Annotated in this window: 17 protein-coding genes; 7 read left to right on the forward strand and 10 right to left on the reverse strand. The window is 72.9% G+C overall.

The genetic code is table 11. The features are described 5' to 3' along the window. Window positions 1-20: 20 nt before the first annotated feature. The 3 genes from FHS44_RS13160 to FHS44_RS13170 are packed head-to-tail and all read right to left on the reverse strand — an operon-like array spanning window position 21 to window position 4,176. The gene (locus FHS44_RS13160) at window positions 21-1,757 is read right to left on the reverse strand and encodes an ABC transporter ATP-binding protein (RefSeq protein WP_184714248.1); all 1,737 of its coding nucleotides are present in this window, start codon (window positions 1,755-1,757) and stop codon (window positions 21-23) included. Then, window positions 1,754-3,481 (reverse strand): ABC transporter ATP-binding protein, encoded by a 1,728-nt coding sequence (locus tag FHS44_RS13165; RefSeq protein WP_184714249.1) that lies wholly within the window; start codon window positions 3,479-3,481, stop codon window positions 1,754-1,756. The genes FHS44_RS13160 and FHS44_RS13165 overlap by 4 nt, the downstream gene beginning before the upstream one ends. Then, entirely contained in the window at window positions 3,481-4,176 is a 696-nt protein-coding gene (locus FHS44_RS13170; RefSeq protein WP_246435526.1) for a siderophore-interacting protein, read from the reverse strand. Before FHS44_RS13170 ends, FHS44_RS13165 begins: the two co-directional genes overlap by 1 nt. A 317-nt stretch (window positions 4,177-4,493) precedes the next feature. Here FHS44_RS13170 and FHS44_RS13175 point away from each other — a divergent pair, with 317 nt between their 5' ends. Next, window positions 4,494-4,823 carry a hypothetical protein gene (locus FHS44_RS13175; protein WP_184714251.1) on the forward strand — a complete coding sequence of 110 codons (330 nt, stop codon included), beginning with the start codon at window positions 4,494-4,496 and terminating at the stop codon, window positions 4,821-4,823. Window positions 4,824-4,881: 58 nt separating this feature from the next. Then, on the forward strand, window positions 4,882-5,727 hold the full coding sequence (locus tag FHS44_RS13180; protein ID WP_184714252.1) for a hypothetical protein: 846 nt from the start codon (window positions 4,882-4,884) through the stop codon (window positions 5,725-5,727). Window positions 5,728-5,765: 38 nt separating this feature from the next. Here FHS44_RS13180 and FHS44_RS13185 read toward each other — a convergent pair whose 3' ends face one another. Genes FHS44_RS13185 through FHS44_RS13195 form a run of 3 tightly spaced genes read right to left on the reverse strand, consistent with a single transcriptional unit; the run spans window position 5,766 to window position 7,989 of the window. Beyond that, window positions 5,766-6,557 carry a neutral zinc metallopeptidase gene (locus FHS44_RS13185; protein ID WP_184714253.1) on the reverse strand — a complete coding sequence of 264 codons (792 nt, stop codon included), beginning with the start codon at window positions 6,555-6,557 and terminating at the stop codon, window positions 5,766-5,768. A 36-nt stretch (window positions 6,558-6,593) separates the two neighbouring features. Next, on the reverse strand, window positions 6,594-7,223 hold the full coding sequence (locus tag FHS44_RS13190) for a CoA transferase subunit B (protein WP_184714254.1): 630 nt from the start codon (window positions 7,221-7,223) through the stop codon (window positions 6,594-6,596). A gap of 16 nt (window positions 7,224-7,239) precedes the next feature. Continuing rightward, window positions 7,240-7,989, reverse strand: coding sequence for a CoA transferase subunit A (locus tag FHS44_RS13195; protein ID WP_184714255.1), 750 nt, complete (start codon window positions 7,987-7,989; stop codon window positions 7,240-7,242). A gap of 118 nt (window positions 7,990-8,107) precedes the next feature. Here FHS44_RS13195 and FHS44_RS42320 point away from each other — a divergent pair, with 118 nt between their 5' ends. After that, the gene (locus FHS44_RS42320; protein WP_184714256.1) at window positions 8,108-9,613 is read left to right on the forward strand and encodes an IclR family transcriptional regulator domain-containing protein; all 1,506 of its coding nucleotides are present in this window, start codon (window positions 8,108-8,110) and stop codon (window positions 9,611-9,613) included. Here the strand turns inward: FHS44_RS42320 and FHS44_RS13205 are convergent. Beyond that, window positions 9,568-10,242, reverse strand: a complete 675-nt coding sequence (locus tag FHS44_RS13205) for a response regulator (protein ID WP_184714257.1) — start codon at window positions 10,240-10,242, stop codon at window positions 9,568-9,570. The two genes, FHS44_RS42320 and FHS44_RS13205, sit on opposite strands and share 46 nt — an antisense overlap. Then, the gene (locus FHS44_RS13210; protein ID WP_312863637.1) at window positions 10,239-11,420 is read right to left on the reverse strand and encodes a sensor histidine kinase; all 1,182 of its coding nucleotides are present in this window, start codon (window positions 11,418-11,420) and stop codon (window positions 10,239-10,241) included. Before FHS44_RS13210 ends, FHS44_RS13205 begins: the two co-directional genes overlap by 4 nt. A 366-nt stretch (window positions 11,421-11,786) precedes the next feature. Between FHS44_RS13210 and FHS44_RS13215 the strand changes: the two genes are divergently transcribed. Continuing rightward, on the forward strand, window positions 11,787-13,022 hold the full coding sequence (locus tag FHS44_RS13215; RefSeq protein WP_184714258.1) for an alpha/beta hydrolase family protein: 1,236 nt from the start codon (window positions 11,787-11,789) through the stop codon (window positions 13,020-13,022). Window positions 13,023-13,028: 6 nt separating this feature from the next. On the opposite strand, the gene FHS44_RS13220 is transcribed toward FHS44_RS13215, so the two are convergent. Next, window positions 13,029-13,919 (reverse strand): hypothetical protein, encoded by an 891-nt coding sequence (locus tag FHS44_RS13220; RefSeq protein ID WP_184714259.1) that lies wholly within the window; start codon window positions 13,917-13,919, stop codon window positions 13,029-13,031. Window positions 13,920-13,921: 2 nt separating this feature from the next. Then, entirely contained in the window at window positions 13,922-16,528 is a 2,607-nt protein-coding gene (locus FHS44_RS13225; RefSeq protein ID WP_184714260.1) for a DUF7824 domain-containing protein, read from the reverse strand. A 577-nt stretch (window positions 16,529-17,105) separates the two neighbouring features. Here FHS44_RS13225 and FHS44_RS13230 point away from each other — a divergent pair. From FHS44_RS13230 to FHS44_RS13240, 3 genes are all read left to right on the forward strand, one after another. Beyond that, complete coding sequence (locus FHS44_RS13230; protein WP_184714261.1) at window positions 17,106-17,597, forward strand: hypothetical protein; 492 nt, start codon at window positions 17,106-17,108, stop codon at window positions 17,595-17,597. A 407-nt stretch (window positions 17,598-18,004) separates the two neighbouring features. After that, window positions 18,005-18,589, forward strand: a complete 585-nt coding sequence (locus FHS44_RS13235) for a carbonic anhydrase (protein ID WP_184714262.1) — start codon at window positions 18,005-18,007, stop codon at window positions 18,587-18,589. Window positions 18,590-18,600: 11 nt separating this feature from the next. Continuing rightward, on the forward strand, window positions 18,601-20,085 hold the full coding sequence (locus FHS44_RS13240; RefSeq protein ID WP_184714263.1) for a SulP family inorganic anion transporter: 1,485 nt from the start codon (window positions 18,601-18,603) through the stop codon (window positions 20,083-20,085). Window positions 20,086-20,135: the final 50 nt, after the last annotated feature.

The following is a 20,135-nucleotide window of genomic DNA, read 5'->3' on the forward strand; positions in this document are numbered from 1 at the left end:
CATCATCGCGCGGGCGGTGGTCAACTGGGCAACAGGCGCCACCCCGCGGCCCTGGTGCGCTCCCGCCAGAACGCGGCGTATCTCCCGTCACGGCCCAGCAGGCTCGCGTGGTCGCCGGACTCCACGACCCGCCCGCCGTCCAGGACGACGATCTGGTCGGCGGCCACGACGGTCGAGAGCCGGTGGGCGATCACCAGCAGCGTCCTGTCCTCAGTGAGGGCGCGCAGCGCCTCGGTGACGGCGAACTCGTTCTCCGGGTCGAGCGCGGCGGTCGCCTCGTCCAGCAGCACGATGGGGGCGTCCTTCAGGATGGCGCGGGCGATGGAGACGCGCTGGCGCTCACCGCCCGACAGGGTCGCGCCGCTCTCCCCGACCCTGGTCGCCCACCCGTCGGGCAGCCGCTCGACGATCTCGTCGACACGGGCCAGGGCGGCGGCGTGCCGTACCTCCTCGTCCGTGGCGCCGGGACGGCCGAGCCTGATGTTCTCCTCGATGGTGTCGTCGAACAGGTAGACGTCCTGGAAGACCAGCGAGAGCCGCGACATCAGGTCCTCGGTGGTCAGGTCGCGCACGTCGTGGCCGTCCACCCTGACCGTGCCCGAGTCCACGTCGAAGAAGCGGGCGATGAGCCGGGTCACGGTCGTCTTGCCCGACCCGGAGGAGCCGACCAGGGCGGTCATCGTGCGGGGCGGCACCCGCAGCGAGACCTCCCGCAGCACCGGCGAGCCGTCGTAGCCGAAGGTGACGCGCTCCAGCTCGATCGCGGGTGCCTCGGGCACGGCGGGCCGCGCCTTACCCTCCTCCCCTTCCGCCTCGGGCAGGGCCGGGGTGGCGAGGATCTCGGCGAAGCGGTTCAGGTTGTTGCGGCCGATCCGCACCGCGCCGCCCAGCTCGGCGGCCAGGACCAGCGGCTCGGTGAACCGGGTGGCCAGCGCCAGCAGGGCGACCAGTTCGGCAGCTCCGAGCGGGCCGCCCAGGACCAGGTAGGTGCCGAAGGCCAGCAGCACGGTGTAGACGCCCTGTACGGCCATCGCGTTGAGCCCGAGCCCCGGCACGACCTTGGTGACCAGGCGACGGCCCGCGCGGTACTGCCCGGCCAGCGCCTCCTCAAGCTCGGCGTGCGCCGCCCCGGTACGGCCGAAGCCGCGCAGCACGGTCTGGGCCTGGGCGTACTCGACGACCCTGCCGCCCGCCTCGGCCATGGCCGCGTCCACGCCGTGGTCCAGCCGTTCGGTCAGGGTCGCGGTGTAGCGGTAGGTGAGCACCAGAACCGCCCCGCCGACGGCCAGCGCCGTACCCAGTCGCCAGTCGAAGAACAGGCTCGCGGCGACCACGGTGGCCGGGGTGACGTAGGAGGTGACCAACGGCTGCAGCAGGTGCGCCGGAACGCCCATCACCGCCCGCGCGCCCTGGACGACCAGCTGCCCGATCCTGCCGACCCGGTCGGCCTCGAACCAGCCGAGCGGCAGGGTCGCCAGGTGGTCGCCGAGCCGGTGGTAGAGGCTGCGCGACAGGTCGAGGCCCAGGGAGAAGCCCATCACGGCCTGGCGGTACTGCAGGATCCCGCAGACCGCCGCGGCCACGGCCAGCAGCCCGATCCACGGCCAGGCGGCCGAGGCGTCCCCGGCGAACAGCGCCCGCAGCACGGGCACGATCAGCGTGAACGTCAGCCCCTGCGCCACGGCGAAGGCCACGAGCGTGACGAGATAGCCGCGGACCCGGGCCGTCCCGGTGATCGCCGCCAACTGCCTGATCATCGGCTCTCCTCCTTGACGGCGCCGCGCTCCCACAGCCGCCGGTAGACTCCGTCTTCCTTGAGCAGGTCGTCGTGGCCGCCGCGTTGCACGACCGCTCCGTCCTCCAGCACCACGATCTGGTCGGCGCCGGTGATCGTGTGCAGCCGGTGCGCGATGACCAGCACGGTGCGCCCGGCGACCAGCGTCGAGAGCGCGTCCTGGATCGAGGCCTCGGACTCGGGGTCGGCGTAGGCGGTCGCCTCGTCCAGCACCAGCACGGGCGTGTCGGCCAGCAGCGCGCGGGCGATGCTGACCCGCTGCGCCTCTCCCCCCGACAGACTCGCCACAGCGTCGTAGCCGCCGGGCAGCGCGAGGATGCGCTCGTGGACGCACGCCGCCTTCGCCGCCGCCTCGACCTCGGCGTCGGTCGCCTCGGGACGGCCGAGCCTGATGTTGTCGCGCACGCTCATCCGCAGCAGCCGTACGTCCTGGAAGACCGTGCCGACCAGCCGGTACAGCTCGCCGGACGGGATGTCGCGCACGTCGACGCCGCCGATGCGGACCGTGCCCTGGCCGGGGTCCCAGAACCTGGGCAGCAGCCGGGCGAGCGTGGACTTGCCCGACCCGGAGGGGCCGACCAGCGCGGTCACGGTCCCCGGCCGCAGGGTCAGGCTGACCTCGCGCAGGACGTCGCGCTCGCCGTCGTAGGAGAAGGTCACCCGGTCGAACTCCACGACGTGGCCCTCCGGCACGGCAGGCGCCCCCGCGGGCGGCAGTTCCGGTACGGCCAGCAGGCCCGTGACCCTGGCGGCCGCCTCGCGGGCCTCCTGCATGGCACCCATCCCGAACCCGAGGGTGAGGATCGGCTGGCCCATGCCCAGTCCGAGCAGCGCGAACGGCAGCACGTCGACCGGCGCGAGGGACCCCGAGGAGACCAGGAGGGTGCTCGCGGTCAGGACGAGGAGCAGGACGGACACCGGGGCTATCGCGTTCTGCGCCAGGGCCTCGGTCCTGGTCATCGGCTCGACCCAGCGCCGGAACATCGTGGAGAAGTCGTCGGCCGCCTCGGCGAAGCGCCGGTGCGCCCTGCGTGCCTGGCCGAAGGTCTTGACCACGGCGACGCCGTTGACGAACTCCACGGCGGCGGTGTTGATCCGCGCGGTCGCGGCGTTGATCTCGCCCAGTTTGGCCTGGTAGCCGCGCATCATCGCCGCGTAGGCGGCCAGATAGACCGGCAGCCCCACGGCGGTGACCAGCGCCATCCGCCAGTCCACCCACAGCAGGTAGGCGAAGGTCAGCACCGGGGTGACCACGGCCGAGACCAGGTCGAGCACGGCGTGGCCGACGAGGTGGTGCAGGCTGTGCACATCGTCCTGGACGGCCTTCTTGACCTCGCCTGAGCCGTGCCCGCTGAACCAGCCGAGCGGCACCCTGCCGAGTTTGGCGACGATGTCGCGGCGCAGCCGAAGCTGCAGATCGACGTCGGCCAGGTGGGTGACGGTCGCCGCCGCCCCGGACGCGAGCGTCCGCACGAGCAGGCCGACTGCGGCCAGGACGACGATCGTCCACACCCGGCCCTCGTCGGCCCTCGCCGGGTCGAGCAGCTCTCTCGCCAACTCGGCGAGCATGACGTACGGCACCAGCGCGGCGGCGGAGGCGATGGCCTGCAGCACTCCGGCGACGGTCAGACGGGTACGAACCGGGGCGAGCAGCGTCCCCAGCTCCCCCTTCTCTCTCTTCGCCATCACAGGCCCCGCTTCCCGGTGGCCCAGTACGGCTTGGTGACGACGTCCCTGCGCCGCATGCCGACCCCCGGCGCGCAGAGCAGGACGCGCAGCTCCTGGATGGTCTGGGCGTGCCCGGCCAGGCAGGCGGTGCCGGGGCGGGTGGTCACCCGCTCCCCCAGCCAGCGGGCGAGCGCCCTGCCCGGCTGTTCCTCGGCCTGTAGGACGTCGAGGCGGGGCAGCAGCGCCTGGACCGCCGTCACGTCCGGTTCCGGGACCTCGACGGCCCCCGTCACCTCGGCGTCCTGGCCGAGCGCGGTGTCCAGCGCCTCGAACAGCCCGAGGGTGGTCGCGTCCCCCGCGAACAGGTGCGAGGTTCCCGGCCTGAGCCAGGTCCGCGATCCCGGCCCCAGGACGAGGACCTCGTCCCCGACGGCCAGCCGGCCCGCCCACAGGCCACCCGGCCCCCGGTCGTGCAGCTGGAACAGCACCTCGACCCAGCCCTCCTCCGCGTCGAAGGCCGAGGGGGTGTAGTGGCGGAAGTCGCGTTCCGTGACCCGGAACTCGATCTCGCATCCGGGGCGCCAGGCCCGGTCGCGCAGCGCCTGCCCGGAGAACCGCACCCTGGCCAGCCCCGGCGAGAGCCGTACCGCCTCGGTGACGGTTGCCGGACGACCCATCCACCGCGTCATCGGATCCGCCAGCAGGGCGGGCATCGTGGGCACACCAACTCCCTTGGTTAGGTAAGCCTTGCCTATATGCGACAGCATGTTGCAAAAGCAGCCCAACAGTCAAGGGGAACCTTGGCCGGGCCGTACGGCAGGCTCATCGAGCCGGGCCGGAAGCCTGGCCGGGGCCGGATCGGGGGCGGGCCGGAGGCCGGGTCAAGGGCAGGGCGGGGGTGGGTCGCGGGTAAAAAAAGTGAGCATCATCCTGGATCGCGGAAGAACGGGCCTTTTTCCCGTCGTTACCTCTGTGAGCTGCGGCTATGACGCGGTGTATACACAGGGTTCCAACTTTTGGGGTAGTTCATATGTTCGCGGTGCTCGTCGCGGTGCTCGCGGGAGCCTTCATCTCGGTCCTGCTGGTCGTGGTCACCCTGTCGGCCACCCGAGGCAGCCAAGCCCGTGCCCTGTCCTTCGGCGACGCCTGCCGCGGGATCGAGCGCTGCGCCTCGGCCTGCTGTGCCCCTCTGCGACGTCTGGTGACGTCGCGGACCTGGGCGTCCGCGAGCCGATCTCTTCCCTCGACGCCCGTCCGCTCCGCGCCCTCGCTCCTCAGCTCAGAGACCGACGGCGCCCAGGCCGTTCCTCAGTCCAAGCACCGACGCGCCCAAGCCAAAGCTCTTCGTCCCAGGCAGTGATGGGTTTGTGATCAAGGCCGGGCAGGATTTCCCTTCCGTACCCCCGAAAGGAAGTCCTGTGAAGCGACTGATCGCGAGCATCGCCGCGGCCACGATCACCACCTCCCTGCTCGCGGCCCCCGCCGCCTCGGCCCAGACGACCGCGCCCACGGACCCGGTCAAGGCACTGAAGAGCCGCATCGCCCCGGGCAAAGGCGTGAGATTCACCGACGTCGCCGCCCTGGTCTCCTTCACCGGGAAGACACCTCTCCTACGGCGCACCGGCTCCTTCCAGTACGGCAAGACGGACGTCGTCGCCTCCGACGTCACGGCCAGCCGCAGCACCGACGAGGACCTCGGACCCACGGAGTCCTTCGTGCTGAACATGCTCTCCAGACCCGAGCGGACGATCAGGGTCGGCACCACCAGCTACTACTCCGGCGGCCCCTGGGCGCCCCCGAAGGGCAAGACCTGGGTCAGGCATCCGAACGGCCTGAGCGCGGGCTTCAGCGGCTGGTACGGCCAGCTCGTCAACGCCGCCGAACCCGCGACCCTGAAGGCCCTCCTCGCCAAGGGCAGGAAGGCCGGGAACACCTACTCGGGCACGATCAGCTTCGGCGCGCTGAACAGGATCTCTCCCTGGATACGCCACTCCAGCCTGACCGGGATCGACGGGGAGGAGGAGAAGGCCGTGCTGCGCTTCACCCTCACCCTGGGCCCCGACCAGCTCCCCCGGCGGCTGGTCACCGTCTACCCGAAGTCAACCCACTTCGGCGACCGGGGCGACGTCGAGGACAGGCGGTTCAGCGTCGAGACCCGCTACACCGGCTGGGGAAGCCGACTGACGATCAAGGCGCCCCCGGCGAACACGGTCGTCACCATGGGCAAGCGCAAGCGCCTCGACCGCGGTGGTGGACGGGGCTGAACGCCGCGCGCCGTGTTCCTTCGCCGCCCCAAGCAGGGTTAGGCCACCTTGGTCCGGGGGGCGGTGAAGGTGTTGCAGACGGCGGGGGACCGGGCTTCGAAGCCTCGGCGCAGCCAGTAGAGGCGGTTCTTGTTCGTCCCCAGGCCCGGGGTGTCGCCCTCCATGGTGTGCTCGTTGAGGAAGGACTCGACGCCGCGTGCCTTGAGGTTCTCCAGCGACTCCCAGACGCTGCCGACGAAGGCCCCGGTGAAGCAGATGTTCTGCAGGGCCGTCCTGCTGCTCATCGCGAGCGCCGCGGACCTGGACGACCTCCTGATGACCCGGTCCCCCTCGGCGAGAACGCCGATCAGGTTCTGGACGTGGTAGGCGTAGGCGATGGAGAGGCTCTCCAGCATCTCCGACGACTGGATCACGTCGGCCATGCCGTACTCGTTGGCCAGCAGGTAGACGGTCCTGTTGCGGTGGCAGTACAGGCCGAAGACCTCGGTGGGGCGGTAGACGCCGCAGGCGGTCCTGACGCTGTCCCCGTAGCCGACCGCCACCTTCGGCGTGCGGAACGGGATCCCGGCCCGCTTGAGCTGGGCGCTCCAGGCCCGGTTGAGACAGGCCGAGACGTCGTCGGCGTAGGTCTGGAGGGTCTCGACGTCACCGACCCTCATGGCCGGCTCCTCGCAGGTCTGCGAGACGAACTTGCCGGTCTTGTAGACCGGGTTGCGGGTCAGGGCCCCGGGGCCCGAGGGGACGGAGCCGGACGTGCTCGCGTCCGCCGTCCCGGTGAACACCGCGCCGACGAGGACACCGGCCGTCAACGCGGCGAAAAGGGTACGCATGGCGGAGAACCCTACCGAGGAATCCTCACAGAACGATCAAGACAAGACATCCGCGTCCGTACGGCTCCGCAGGTGCTCGATGTCCACGCCGGGGGCGGTCTCGACGAGTCTCAGGCCCTCCGGGGTGACGTCGAGGACGCCGAGGTCGGTGATGATCCGGTTGACGCAGGCCCTGCCGGTGAGGGGCAGGGAGCAGCGCCGTACGAGCTTCGGGGAGCCGTCCTTGGCGGTGTGGTCCATGATCACGATGACCTTGCGGACGCCGTGGACCAGGTCCATCGCCCCGCCCATGCCCTTGACCAGTTTCCCGGGGACCATCCAGTTGGCCAGGTCTCCCTGGGCGGAGACCTGCATCGCCCCGAGCACCGCCACGTCGATGTGGCCGCCACGGATCATGCCGAACGACAGCGCGGAGTCGAAGAAGGACGCGCCGGGCCGTACGGTGACCGTCTCCTTGCCCGCGTTGACCAGGTCCGGGTCCACCTCTTCCTCGGAGGGGTAGGGGCCGACGCCCAGGATGCCGTTCTCCGAGTGCAGGACGACCTCGACGTCCGGCGGGAGGAAGGAGGGGATGCGGGTGGGCAGCCCGATGCCGAGGTTGACATGGTCGCCGTCGCGCAGCTCTGCCGCCGCCCGCGCGACCATCTCGTCACGGGTCCAGCTCATCGGGGCTCCTCGGAGGTCATGACGTGGTTCGTTTCTCGATGGCCTTGTCGGCGGCCTGCTCGGGGGTGAGCACCAGCACGCGCTGGACGAAGACGCCCGGCAGGTGGACCTCGTCGGGGTCGAGCTCGGTCAGCTCCTCGATCTCGGCGATCGTGACGCGCCCGGCCATCGCGGCCAGCGGGTTGAAGTTCCTGGCGGCCTTGCTGAAGACCAGGTTGCCGTGCCTGTCTCCCTTGGCGGCTCTGACCAGCGCGAAGTCGGTGGTGATGCCGCGTTCGAGCACGTACTGCCCGCCGTCGAACTCGCGGACCTCCTTGGGCGGCGAGGCCACGGCGACCGAGCCGTCGGGGGCGTGACGCAGCGGAAGGCCGCCGTCGGCGATCGGGGTGCCGACTCCGGCGGGGGTGTAGAAGGCCGGGATGCCGCTGCCACCCGCGCGCAGCCGTTCGGCCAGGCTGCCCTGCGGGGTCAGTTCGACCTCGATGTCCCCGGCGAGGTACTGCCGGGCGAACTCCTTGTTCTCGCCGATGTAGGAGGCGGTCACCCTGGCGATGCGCCGGGCGGCCAGCAGGAGGCCGAGGCCGCCGCCGTCGACGCCGCAGTTGTTGGACACCACGGAGACGCCGGTCACCCCGGAGTCGTAGAGGGCCCGGATCAGCACGTTCGGGATGCCGCTGAGGCCGAAGCCGCCGACCGCGAACGACGCCCCGTCGCCGACCCCGGCCAGCGCGTCCGCCGCCGTGGCGACCACCTTGTCTCTCCGCACGTGCGTTTCACCCACCCGAGAGTGTTCGCTGAGTGAACTTTAGTTCACTATTGTGTGTCGAGTATGCGGGCCGGAGCAGTTCCTGTCAAAGTGCCTGCGACGGGCGAGGAGGACATCGATGGAACCGGCCGGAACCCTGGAACGAGGGCTCGGGGTGCTGCGCGCGCTGACCGCGGAGCCGTGGCGGCGGACCCGCGCCACCGACCTGGTCCGCGCGACCGGCCTGGCCAGGTCGACTGTCGATCGCGTCCTGGCCACCCTCGTCCACCTGGGCTATCTCAGGGCCGAGGAGCGCGAGGTGCTGCTCGCCCCGCGCCTGATGGAGCTCGGCGAGGCCTATCTCTCCTGCGCGGGCCTGCGCGATGCCCTCGCCCCGCACGCGGAACGGCTCGCCGCGGAGCTGGACGAGTCGGTCTCGCTCGCCGTACCGGACGGGGACGGGGTGCGTTTCTTCGGCCAGTTCTCCCGGCGGCGCGCCGTCTCCGTCTCCTTCCGGGTCGGGGACCTGCTGCCCGCCGACCGCTGCGCGGCGGGGCTCGCCCTCCACGATCCGGCCGCGCCGTGGGCCGAGGATGACCAGCTCATCGAGCCCGGCCTGATCGCGGTCTCGGTCCCCGTCAGGGACGCCGGGGGTAGGTCGGTCTGCGCGCTGAGCGTGGTCAGCCACACCAGCAGGCACACCATGGCCGGGCTGCGCGACCACGCCGTGACCCGGCTGCGGGAGACGGCCGCCAGGATGGAGGCGGCTCTCGCCACGCCCCCGCCCGGCCTGTCCGCGCCGCCTGTCCCGGCCGTTGACGTCTCACGGCCCGCGAAGGAGGAGCTGGGCGCGGTCTATCTTCAGTCGCTCGCCCGGGGCCTGGCCGTGCTCGTGGCGCTCGGCACGATCCCCGGCGGGCTCTCCCCCGCCGACGTCGCCAGGGCGACCGGGCTGCCCAGGGCCACCGTGGGGCGGGCGCTGCAGACCCTGGAGCGGCTGGGATACGCCAGGACCGAGGGCCCCCGCGCCGTCCTGCTGCCCAGAGTCCTTGAGCTCGGCTACGCCCACCTGTCGGGGCTCACCTTCGGCGAGATCGTCCAGCCGCACCTGGCGGACCTGGCCGCCCAGGTCCACGAGTCGACGTCGGTCGCGGTGCTCGACGGCGACGACGTCGTCTACGTGGCCCGGGTGCCCACGACGAAGATCATGCGGGTGGACATCGTGGTCGGCACCCGCTTCCCCGCCTACGCCACCTCGATGGGCCGGGTGCTGCTGGCCGACCTGCCTCCCGAGCGGCTGGCCTCGATCTCCCTGCGCCCGCTGACCCCCGACACGGTCACCTCCCCCGCCGGGTTCGCCGCAGCCGTACGGCGTGCGGCCGAGGACGGTTACGCCCTGGTCGACCAGGAGCTTGAGGAGGGGGTGCGCTCCATCGCCGTCCCCGTGCGCGGCCGGGACGGACGGGTCGTCGCCGCCGTCAACGTCGCCACCCACGTCGACCGCGCCTCCCCCGCCGTCCTGGTCGAGAAGGTGCTGCCCCTGCTCACCGAGACCGCCGCCAGGATGGAGGCCGACCTGGCCTGCGCCAGGGTTCCCGCTCAGGTGCTGTCGAAGGTGGAGGGGCGGACGATGCCGTTCTCGTAGGCGAAGACCACGACCTGCGCGCGGCTGCGCAGCCCGAGCTTCAGCAGGACGCGGCTGAGGTGCGTCTTCACGGTCGCCTCTGCCAGGTGCAGCGCCACGGCGGCCTCGGCGTTGGACAGCCCGCGCGCCACCTGGACCAGCACCTCGTACTCCCGGGAGGTCAGCTCCGCCAGCCGTTCGTCACGCTCGGGCGCGCCCGGGGTGAGCTGGGAGGCGAACCTCTCCAGCAGGCGGCGGGTGACCCTCGGGGACAGTACGGCCTCGCCCGCCGCGACGTTGCGGATGGCCGACAGCAACTCCACAGGGCGGGTGTTCTTCGGCAGGAAGCCCGCGGCCCCGGCCTTCAGCCCGGCGAAGGCGTACTCGTCCAGGTCGAAGGTGGTCAGGATCAGCACGCGTGAGCGGGGGCAGTCCCTGACGATCCTGCGGGTGGCCTCGATGCCGTCGAGACCGGGCATGCGCACGTCCATCAGCACCACGTCGGGACGCAGCCGCCTGGCCATCGCGGCGGCCTCCTCGCCCTCACCCGCCTCACCGGCCACCTCCATGTCCGGTTCGGCCTCCAGGACCATGCGGAAGGCCAGGCGCAGCAGCGACTCGTCGTCGGCGATCAGCAGCCGGATCGTCACGGCGTCTCCTCACCGTCCAGGTTCAGGCTCGCCGCCACCCGCCAGCCTCCGCCGCGCGCGGGCCCGGCGTCCAGGGTCCCGTCGTGTACGGCGACGCGCTCGCGCATCCCGGTCAGGCCCCGCCCCGGACTCGCCTTGGCCGTACGGTCGGGGCGTCCGGGGCGGCCGTCGTCGGTGACCTCCACCTCGGCGCGGCGCGGGGTCAGGTGGACGCGCACCTCGGCCCTCGCGCCCGGCGCGTGCCTGAGCGTGTTCGTCAGCGCCTCCTGGGCCAGCCGGTAGATGGTGAGCTGGGCGGCGGCGGGGACCAGCTCGGGGTCACCGGCCACCCGCAGGCGGGTCGGCAGCCCGGCCGCGCGCATCCGGTCGGCCAGCGGGCCGAGTTGGGCGATCCCCGGCGCCGGGTGGAGCGGGGCGTCGCCGGGTTCGTCCGCGCTGAGTCCACTGGGGCCCTCCGCGTTGAGGGAGCGGCGCATGTCCTCAAGGGCCCGCCGTCCGATGTCGGCGACCTGCTCCATCACGTCGGCCGCCCGTTCGGGGGCGCGGTGCCGTACGTGGGCGGCGCTGTCGGCCAGGGCCACCATGACCGACAGGTTGTGGGTGACGATGTCGTGCATGTCGCGGGTCATTCTGGCGCGCTCCTCGGCGACCGCGAGCCGCGCCCGCTGCTCCCTGTCGTGCTCCAGCGAGGCGACGTGGGCCAGTCGCGCCCGGGTCCACAGGCCCGTGGTGAGGGCCGCGGCGGCCATCGCGGTCAGCGCGGCCACCGAGAACGGGAACTGGCCAGGTGGCGCCCAGCGCGCCGCGGCCAGCACCACCCCGGCCTCCAGGGCGAGGGCCGCCGCCAGCGCGGGGCGCAACGGGCGGTGGGCGCCGACGGTGTAGAGGGCGACCAGCAGCGCGGCGTCCGCGGGAAGCTGCACGTCGGCGGCCCACTGGACCGCCGCCGCGGCACCGACGACGCAGAAGACCGTCAGCGGCGCGCGGCGCCGCCACACCAGCGGCATTGTCAGGGCCACCTGGAGCAGCAACGGCCCCGGCTCTCCCCGTGGCAGCACCTGACCCGGCCCGAGCGTGACGAGAAAGATCACGGCCGCCAGCAACGCGTCCACGGGCAGGGGCGACCACCGGGCCAGACCCATGAGCCCGGCCGCCGGGCGGTCATCGCGGCGCCTCACGCCGCTCATCACGCGGTACCCGCCGCCCGGGTGATCGCCTCGCCCCATGCCGCTCACCGCGCGGTGCCCGCCGTGCCGATGGCCGCCTCGTTTCGTACCGCTCGTCGCGCGATACCCGTCATACCGACGCCCTCGCCGCCCCGGCGACCGTTTCGACCGCTCAGCGCGCGGTGCCGGGTGGTCGGTTTCATGGGGTTCACCCTAGTTGGCCTGCGGGTTCGCTCCCCATCCTTCTCAGGGATGAGCGTTTCGGCGCCTCACCCGAAAGTCGCAGGTGTGGATCAGCCGTATGCCGCTGGGCCGGGGCCGTACGGCGCTGGCAGCCTCGTCGGGCACAGGAATTCACAGCTCACGAGGAGTCCCACCATGTCCTTCGGAAAGATCACCGCGGCGGTCGCCGGGCTGGCGCTGGCCGTCGTCACCGTGAACACCGTGGCCGCCCCGGCCTCCGCCCAGCGGGCCTCCGGGGGGAGCGGCGTCACGGTGACCCTGCCCGCGCCCGCCGGGCCGTACGGCGTCGGCACCTTCGCGGTGCGGCTGGTCGACCGGTCGCGTCCCGACCCGCTGGTCAAGAAGAAGCCCTACCGGGAGCTGATGGTCAGCCTGTGGTACCCGGCCAAGCAGAGCGGTCAGACGGCCCCGCACATGGCGCCGCTGGCCGCGGCCGACTGGGACCGTCACTCCGCGCCGCCCATGGGCATCCCGAAGGGCGCTGTCGACTGGGCCGCGACGCCCACCCACGCCCGGCTCGGCGCGCCGGTCGATCCCCGGGCGGGCAAGCTGCCCGTCGTGCTGTTCGGCTCGGGGGACGGCGGGCCGCGCACGCTCGGCACCGCCGTGGTTGAGGACCTGGCCTCCCAGGGGTATCTGGTCGTCACCGTGGACCACACCTACGAGGCCGACCAGGTGGAGTTCCCGGGTGGGCGGGTCGTGCGCGCCCTGCCGCTGCCCGCGAAGCTGACCCCGCGCGTCATCGCCAGGCTGCTCGACCGGCACTCACGGGCACGCCTCGCGGACATGCGGTTCGTCCTGGACCGGATCACCGCCCTGGGACGCGGCGGCGACCTCGACAACACCGGGGAAAAGAGCACGCGGCTGCCCGAGGGGCTGCGTGGCGCGCCCGACCTGACCCGGATCGGGGCGCTCGGCCAGTCTCTCGGCGGGTCGGTGGCGGCGCAGCTCGTCCACGACGACCCGCGCGTGGACGCGGGTGTCAACCTCGACGGCGGCTACGTCGGCCCGGTCGCGAAGAGCGGCGTGGCGAGGCCGTTCCTGCAGCTCGCGGCCGAGACGCACACCCGGGAGAGCGAGCCGAGCTGGAAGACCTTCTGGAACGCCTCGACCGGCTGGAAGCGGGAGCTGCGGTTCAAGGGGGCGGCGCACGGCTCGTTCACCGACCTGCAGGCGCTGCTGCCGAAGATCGCGGAGACGGTGCCGAAGGTGCCCGTCGCCGACTTCGTCGGCACGATCGATCCGGTCAGGTCCGTCTCCGCCCAGCGGGCCTACGTCACGGCCTTCTTCGACCTGCACCTGCGCAAGAGGACGACCCCGCTGTTCGAGGCCCCCGACGCCCGCTTCCCCGAGGTGTCCATCATCCCCTGACGCCCGTCACAGGCCGCTCAGGTCGGGCGCCGGGGTGACGGCCCGCAGGACGGCGGACAGGGCGGTGCGCAGGTCGCCGACGGTCTCCTCGGGCAGGTCGAGGTGGATCTCGAAGGCGGTCTCGGTCTCCAGCGTGTCGGCCGTGCGCGGGGACAGCTCCAGCCGGAGCGTCCGGTCGTCCAGAGTGACCGCCCGCAGGCCCTCCCCGCTGCCGCGCATGCCGTGGCGCGACATCCAGAAGGTCTTCCTGTGGTGGGAGAACAGCAGGTGCCCCGCCTGTGGGTCTCCCGGCCTCTCCAGCAGGAAGACCGTCGGCTGGCCGTACTCCCAGGAGTGCTCGAAGGCGCGGGCCGTCATGGTGGCCTCGGGGAGGTAGGACAGCTCGCCGGTGATCGGCAGGGAGGGCGGCGGGGGTTCGTTACGGCGCCAGCGGTCGTAGTCGCCGCCGTAGGAGACGGGGAGCCCGAGGGGCGGAGCGGTCGGCAGCGCGTCCAGCAGCCAGCCGGGCGGCTCGTCGCGGGGGAACAGGGTCAGCTCCGTCAGCGCCGCCTCCGCGGGCACGTGCTCGAAGGGCCTCACGTGGGGGTCGACCTGGCCGGTGTAGCCCCTGCTGCCCGGGACGAACGCCAGCTCGCAGGTGAGCCAGGTGCCCTCCCCCGCCCGGTGGGACAGCTCACGCAGCCGCTGGAACGGCGTGGCGAGATCCTCGGCGAGGTCATCCGTGGTGATCTCGTGGCCGTCGCGCAGGACGGTGGTCCGCGTGTGCGCGCCGACCTGGGCGTGGCGGGCGACGAGCCGTGACCAGCCGGGTTCGGCGGCGGCGCGGACGAGGTCGCCGACCGCCGCCCGCATGCCGCGCCCCTCCTCGTGCCGGGAGCGCCAGTGTTCGGATCCCATGATCATTCCTTCTCGGCGGGGCCGACGGTGAGCAGGTCGTGCAGGGCTCGGACCTCGCGGAGCAGGCCGCTGCCGCCCCTGCGGGCCGCCAGGTCGCGCACCTCGGGGATCTCGCCGCGCGCGCCGCACCATCCGGCGACCGTGGCGGCGAGCGTGACGAACCCGGCCAGACCGGTGCGCGAGCGCTCGCCGGGGGCGGGCAGCAGCGTGGGCAGCGCGGCGGCGGCGATCCGCCACACGCTCTCGTGGGCGCCCAGCCTGGCCGCCGTGTCGAGCGTGGCGGTCAGGTCGGCCACCTTGATCCGGCCCGCGGCCACCAGGACCCCGGCCTGACTGCCGATCTCGGCGACGGGCAGCCCGTCCCGCGCGGCGGCCTCGACGAGCACGTCGGCCGCCTCCGACGTGCGAGGATCGCCGAGGGTCCGGGCGAGCACGGTGGAGAAGGCCTCCCCCACCGGCCCCTCCGCCCTGACGAGGTCACGGGCCTGCTCAAGCCTGACGGTCCTGGTGCCCCAGGAGCCCACGAGCGCGTACGGCACGAGGTGCGCGGCGGCGACCTCGCGGTGCGAGGGCAGCGTCGAGGGCCACCAGTCCAGGTGGCCGTCCCCGTCCCGGCGCCGGGAGGCGCGGAACATCAGGTCGGCCAGCGGCAGGCCGGTGGTCGCGGCCGTGATCACCGGCGTCGGGCCCGGCTCGCCCTGCTCCCGCGGCCGGTCGAACGTGACCTCGGCCTCGGGGCGGGTCCACGCGGCGAGGATGGCGCCCGCGGGGGATGTCAGCCTGGCCGCCCGGGCCGCGGCCTCGGAGTCCGGGTCGCGGGGCAGCCGCAGCAGCGCCTGCTGCAGGTCGGCGGCGAGCGGTCTGGCCCCGGCGGCCTCGACGACCTCCATCCGCCTGACCAGCTCGGCCGCCGCCACGTGTCCCGTGTCGTGCGTCGGCGTGGCCAGCAGCAGCGGCGGCAGGGTGTTCTCCCCTACGGCCAGCATGACCTCGGCCGCGCGGTGCAGCAGGAGGCGGTGCGGAGCGGGCAGGTCCGTCGAGGGCATGAGGGTCCGGCAGAAGCCTTTGCCCGAGGCGGCCGTGACCAGCGCGCGGACGGCACCCCAGAGCCACTGGTCGGTCCGCTCCCAGGTCTCCCCCTGGTGGGGCCAGGCGGACTCGCCGAACAGCCAGGGCGGCCGGCTCGCCCGCCGTTCCCAGGTCTCCCCCCGGCTCGGCCAGATAGAGTCGCCGAGCAGCCAGGGGCGCAGCGCCGCCGTCACCGCCTCCCGGTCCTTGACGACGAGGGTGACGAACCCGGCGAGCAGCCGTTCCCACGACTGCCAGGAGTCGTCCCGCCATTCCAGCAGGTCGGCCAGCTCCCCGGCGGAGGCGGGCGGGGGCTGCAGGGCGCGGGAACGTTCCCGTGGCTCGGGCAGCGGCGGCGGCGCGAACACCGCGAACACGGGGGCCTCGCCGTCGCCGGGGGTGTCCCCGAGCGCGGCGACGGCCCGTTCCGCCAGGTGGGGGGCGAGCTGGGCCGCCGCCTCGCGCACGACGGCGCGTCCCTCCTCGCCCATGGCGGCGGCGTGGGCCAGGGCCAGCTCGACGGCCTTGACCTGGATCTCGACGGACTCGGCGGCGAAGGCGCGGGCGAGCGGCGCGGCGATCACGGCGGCCAGGGCGGGGTCGCGCCGTACGGAACGGTCGAGCCACGCCAGCCCGGCGCGCACCAGCGTGCGCTCCTGGCGGAACAGCAGGCAGTCCCACGCCTCGGCGAGGTCGGCGGCGGCGAGGTCGCACCCGCGCAGGCGCCGTACGGCGAGCGTGGCGACCGGTCCTGGGGAGGCTGCGAGCAGGCGCAGGTAGTCGTCAGCGTGGCGGGCGGCCTCCTCGGGCGAGGGGTCGAGCGCCTCGTGCAGGTTGACGAAGAAGCGCAGGTCGTTCGCCGTGCCGCCGAGCAGGAAGCGGCGCAGGCAGCCCTCGACCAGGGTCTCACGCTCCACCCTGCCGGTCTCGGCGAGGCCGGTCAGCGCGGCCAGCCAGCCCTCGCGCGGGTTCCGCTCGCCCCGCAGGGCCCGGCCGACGCCCTGGGCCTCGAAGAGGCGGGGCAGCAGGTGGCCGAGCAGCGGGTCGGCGGCCAGGCGTGCCGGGCGGCGGCTCACCCAGCCCGCGGCCAGCGGGTCGTGCGCCGGTGGCTCGACGCCGGTCTCGCGCAGCAGGGTCAGGGCGAGCGTCATGCCCCGGTCGTCGGCGGCGCGGGTGCGCAGCGCGAGCCGTTCCGCCAGGTCGGCGCGCCAGGCGGCGGGCCGGTCGGCGATCACCGCGAGGACGAGGTTCACGTCGTTGTCGGGACCCGCCCACTGCGGGGCGAAGTCGCGCCGGTAGAGCCAGGAGGCGACGGCCGCGGCGCCGCCGAGGGTGCCCGCGCCCGCGACCCGCAGCGCGCTTCCACGGCGGACCAGGGAGTCGTCCCACCGGTCGGAGCGGCCCCGCAGCTCCTTCAGCAGGCCGGGCAGCCGGGACGCGACCTCCTTGCGGGCCGCCGCGTCCAGCGTCGTGATCCGCCCGGCGATCCGGTCGGCGCGTCTTTCCTCGACCAGTTTCCTGATCTCTTCCCAGTGATCCACGGCGGGGACACTAGCCAGCCCCACCGACACTTTCGCGCCCGGGCCACCCGCCCCCGCCGGAACCACCGGAACCGTCTGACAAAAACACCAAATGCCTCTTTACACGCTTCTCCCTATGGAAGGGCTTAAAAGGCTATAAGTGCTGGTTAAGCGCCATATATGTGCGTCTTTTTCGGGCGGCGTGGTGTGTGATTTCTATCACATGACGCCCGCCGTACCGGGGAAAAGGACGGTGGACGGAGGCCGTCGGGGGAATCACCGGGGAAATGGGCGGCGACAAAGAGGGGGAAGAAGGTGAACAACCGTTGCCCTTCGGGGGGAACTCCCAGGGGGTATGGGGCCGCGAAACGCCGATAGAGATGAGCAGACCTCGTCTTTTATCTCGGACAGTGCCCCACTTCCCCACCCGGACCCCGTTTCCTCCGAACATCCCGGACATTCTTGGTTACGCTCAGCGTAACCAGTCGGTCACGGAATTATGCCTGCGGTGAATCGTGGGAACGCCTCGTTCTGTCGATTAGCATTTGCGGTGAAAGTCGTCTCAGCGGTGATAACGGTAATGTCATGGAGGTTTGTCGTGGCGCGTCACGTGCCCGCCTGGATCATGGCCGTGGTGACCGCCTTCCTGTTGACGAACATCGTCGTCGCTCCTGACGGCGACCGCAGGACGGCGCCGCCGAGTGCCGTGTCCGCCTTCATGACCATCACCGCCTCTGGCGGCACGGCGCGGGCCGTCAGGGCCTCCGCCGCTCCCTCGGCCGCCTCCGCCGTCGTCCCCGCCGCCGCCTCCAGGGCCCCGGGCCGGGAGGCCGAGCCGAACCCCGACCAGGGCGGCACGGAACCGTCCGCCCGCGGCTGCCGCAACCAGGCGCCCGCGCGGTGGAGCGGGGGCACCTGCCCGCAGTGTCTGTCCCCGCACGGCCGACGGCACCCGTGCGCGGCGACGGCCTCGACGCTCCCGGCGACGGGTGCGTCGGCGTCGGCCACCGCCTCCCGTCCGGGAGCAGGGCGGCGCGAAGCCGCCGTCGCGGCTCCCTCACAGGCCCGGCTGCAGGTGTTCCGCTGCTGACAGGGCCCGCCGTCCCGCGCGTGCCCGCCCCACCTTCCTTCCCCGCCGCCGCCCCGTCAGGACGGGCGCGGACGTGTGAGGTGTGAGCCGGGGCCGTGCGAGACGGCGACGCGGTGCGAAACGCCCCGCTCGATCCATCCGGCGAGGAAGGCGGAACCCGTCCCTCGCCCGTTCTCCCCTGCCGTCCTCCGCGCCTGACCGGCCGGAGCGCGTCAGGAGAGCGAGCCCGGTTCCCTCTCCCCTCCGACCGGGCGAGTGAACCGGCCGACGGGCCCGCACCGCCGTTCGCGAGCACCGGACGTCTGTGTGTCCCGCGTGCCCTCGGGCACGCCCGGTTCCCCGGTCCTCGCGACCACCTCCGCTCAACCGACGTGTCCGTAGCTACGACTGTCCGAAAGGCCTTTCGCATGCACGCATTCATCGAGCACGCCCGTTCCTTCCCCGCCCGCGCCGCGGGCTCCGGGGAGCGCCTCGACCGGCACGCCGCCGGTCAGGCCCCGCTCGCGCTGTTCATCACCTGCTCCGACTCCCGTGTCGTCCCGGCCCTGATCACCGGGGCGCGCCCCGGCGAGCTGTTCGAGCTGCGCACCGCGGGCGGCATCGTGCCCCGCTACGACCTCGACCGCCCCTCGGGTGAGGTCGCGACCATCGAGTTCGCGATCGAGACCCTGGGCATCGGCGACGTCGTGGTCTGCGGGCACTCCCACTGCGCCGCGGTCGGCGCCGTGGTCCGCCGTGACGACCTGGCCGCCGTCCCCGCCATGGGCGGCTGGCTGGCCCACGCCGCCGACTCCCTCGGCGACGAGCGGACCGACCTCGGATCGGCGACGAAGCAGCACATCCTGGCCCAGCTCGACCGGCTGCACGCCTACCCCTCGGTGCGGCGGCGGATCGAGGAGGGCGACGTGCGGTTGCACGGCTGGTTCTACGAGGTGCACACGGGCATGGTGTTCGCCCACCGTCCCGGCCACGACACGTTCCTCCCCCTGTGACGGTGACCGACATGCTGCGAAGAAACCTCGCCTTCCCGCCCACACTGCGTCACGACCTCGCCGCCTCCGTCGTCGTCTTCCTCGTCGCCCTGCCGCTGTGCGTCGGCGTCGCCGTCGCCTCCGGCGTGCCCGCCGAGCTGGGACTGATCACCGGGATCGTCGGCGGCCTGGTCACCGGGCTGCTGCCGGGCAGCAGCCTGCAGGTCAGCGGTCCGGCCGCGGGCCTGACCGTCCTGGTCTTCGAGGCGGTGCGGCTGTACGGCCTGCCCGCCCTCGGCACGCTCGTCCTGGCGGCCGGGCTGCTGCAACTGCTGCTCGGGGCGCTGCGCTTCGGCCGCTGGTTCCGCGCCATCTCCATCGCCGTCGTCGAGGGGATGCTCGCCGGGATCGGGCTGACCATCATCGCCGGGCAGCTGTACGCGATGGCCGGGGTCACGGCCCCGGGCTCCGGCCTCGGCAAGCTCGCGGGCCTGCCCGCGCTGGCCGTCGGCTCCCTGGCCTCACCCACCGTCCTGGCCGCCCTGGCCGTCGGCGTGGGCACCGTCGCGCTGCTCGCGCTGTGGCCGCGGCTGCCCGCGAGGGTCAGGGTGGTCCCCGCGCCGCTCGCCGCGGTCGCGCTGGCCACCGCGGCCGTCTGGTTCCTCGGCCTGCCGGTGGCCAGGCTGGAGGTGAACGGCCTGCTCGACGCGGTCAGGGCGCCCGGCCTCGACGACCTGGCGCGGCTCGCCGAACTCGGCTTCCTCGGCACCATCGTGGCGTTCACCCTGATCTCCTCGGCCGAGAGCCTGTTCAGCGCGGCGGCGGTGGACCGCATGCACGACGGTCCCCGCACCGAGTACGACAAGGAGCTGATGGCCCAGGGAGCGGGCAACGCCATCTGTGGCGCGCTCGGGGCGCTGCCGATGACGGCCGTGATCGTGCGCAGCTCGGCCAACGTCCAGGCGGGCGCGCGGACCAAGGCCTCCCGCGTGCTGCACGGGCTGTGGCTGCTGCTGTTCGCCGCCCTGCTGCCCGCGGCCCTTGAGGTCATCCCGCTGGCCGCGCTCGCGGGCGTCCTGGTGCACACCGGCTGGAAGCTCATCCCGAAGGCGCAGCTGCTCTCGCTGTGGCGGCGGCACCGGGGCGAGGCGGTGATCCTGGTGTGCACGGCGGTCGCGGTGGTCACCCTCAACCTGTTCGAGGGGGTGCTGCTCGGGCTGCTCATGGCGGTGGTCAAGACGGCCTGGGAGACCTCCCACGTCCACCTTGAGGTGGACGACGGCGCTCCCGACGGGCCGATCAGGGTCACGCTCAGCGGCAACGCCACCTTCCTGCGGCTGCCCAAGATGCTCGACACCCTGGAGGCGCTGCCCCGCGACCGGCACATCGAGCTGGAACTGTCGGGGCTGCGGCATCTGGACCACGCCTGCCGTACGGCGTTGACCTCCTGGGCTACGAGGCACAACCAGGAGGGGACACCGGCGGTCTCGGTACCCTCGGCCCTGACAGGCACCTGACAGGACGCGCCCGGATCCCGCCTTCCGGGATCCGGGCGCGACTTCCGGTG

This window comes from Streptosporangium saharense (assembly GCF_014203715.1).
GTDB classification, from domain to species: Bacteria; Actinomycetota; Actinomycetes; order Streptosporangiales; family Streptosporangiaceae; genus Streptosporangium; species Streptosporangium saharense.

Bases quoted from the DNA above. Each gene is read 5' to 3' on its own strand.
- FHS44_RS42320 (WP_184714256.1), top strand. From the start codon at position 8,108: ATGGAACCGGCCGGAACCCTGGAACGAGGGCTCGGGGTGCTGCGCGCG.
- FHS44_RS13190 (WP_184714254.1), bottom strand. From the start codon at position 7,223: ATGAGCTGGACCCGTGACGAGATGGTCGCGCGGGCGGCGGCAGAGCTG.
- FHS44_RS13170 (WP_246435526.1), bottom strand. From the start codon at position 4,176: ATGCCCGCCCTGCTGGCGGATCCGATGACGCGGTGGATGGGTCGTCCG.
- FHS44_RS13165 (WP_184714249.1), bottom strand. From the start codon at position 3,481: ATGGCGAAGAGAGAGAAGGGGGAGCTGGGGACGCTGCTCGCCCCGGTT.
- FHS44_RS13185 (WP_184714253.1), bottom strand. From the start codon at position 6,557: ATGCGTACCCTTTTCGCCGCGTTGACGGCCGGTGTCCTCGTCGGCGCG.
- FHS44_RS13240 (WP_184714263.1), top strand. From the start codon at position 18,601: ATGCTGCGAAGAAACCTCGCCTTCCCGCCCACACTGCGTCACGACCTC.
- FHS44_RS13160 (WP_184714248.1), bottom strand. From the start codon at position 1,757: ATGATCAGGCAGTTGGCGGCGATCACCGGGACGGCCCGGGTCCGCGGC.
- FHS44_RS13220 (WP_184714259.1), bottom strand. From the start codon at position 13,919: ATGGGATCCGAACACTGGCGCTCCCGGCACGAGGAGGGGCGCGGCATG.
- FHS44_RS13175 (WP_184714251.1), top strand. From the start codon at position 4,494: ATGTTCGCGGTGCTCGTCGCGGTGCTCGCGGGAGCCTTCATCTCGGTC.
- FHS44_RS13235 (WP_184714262.1), top strand. From the start codon at position 18,005: ATGCACGCATTCATCGAGCACGCCCGTTCCTTCCCCGCCCGCGCCGCG.
- FHS44_RS13215 (WP_184714258.1), top strand. From the start codon at position 11,787: ATGTCCTTCGGAAAGATCACCGCGGCGGTCGCCGGGCTGGCGCTGGCC.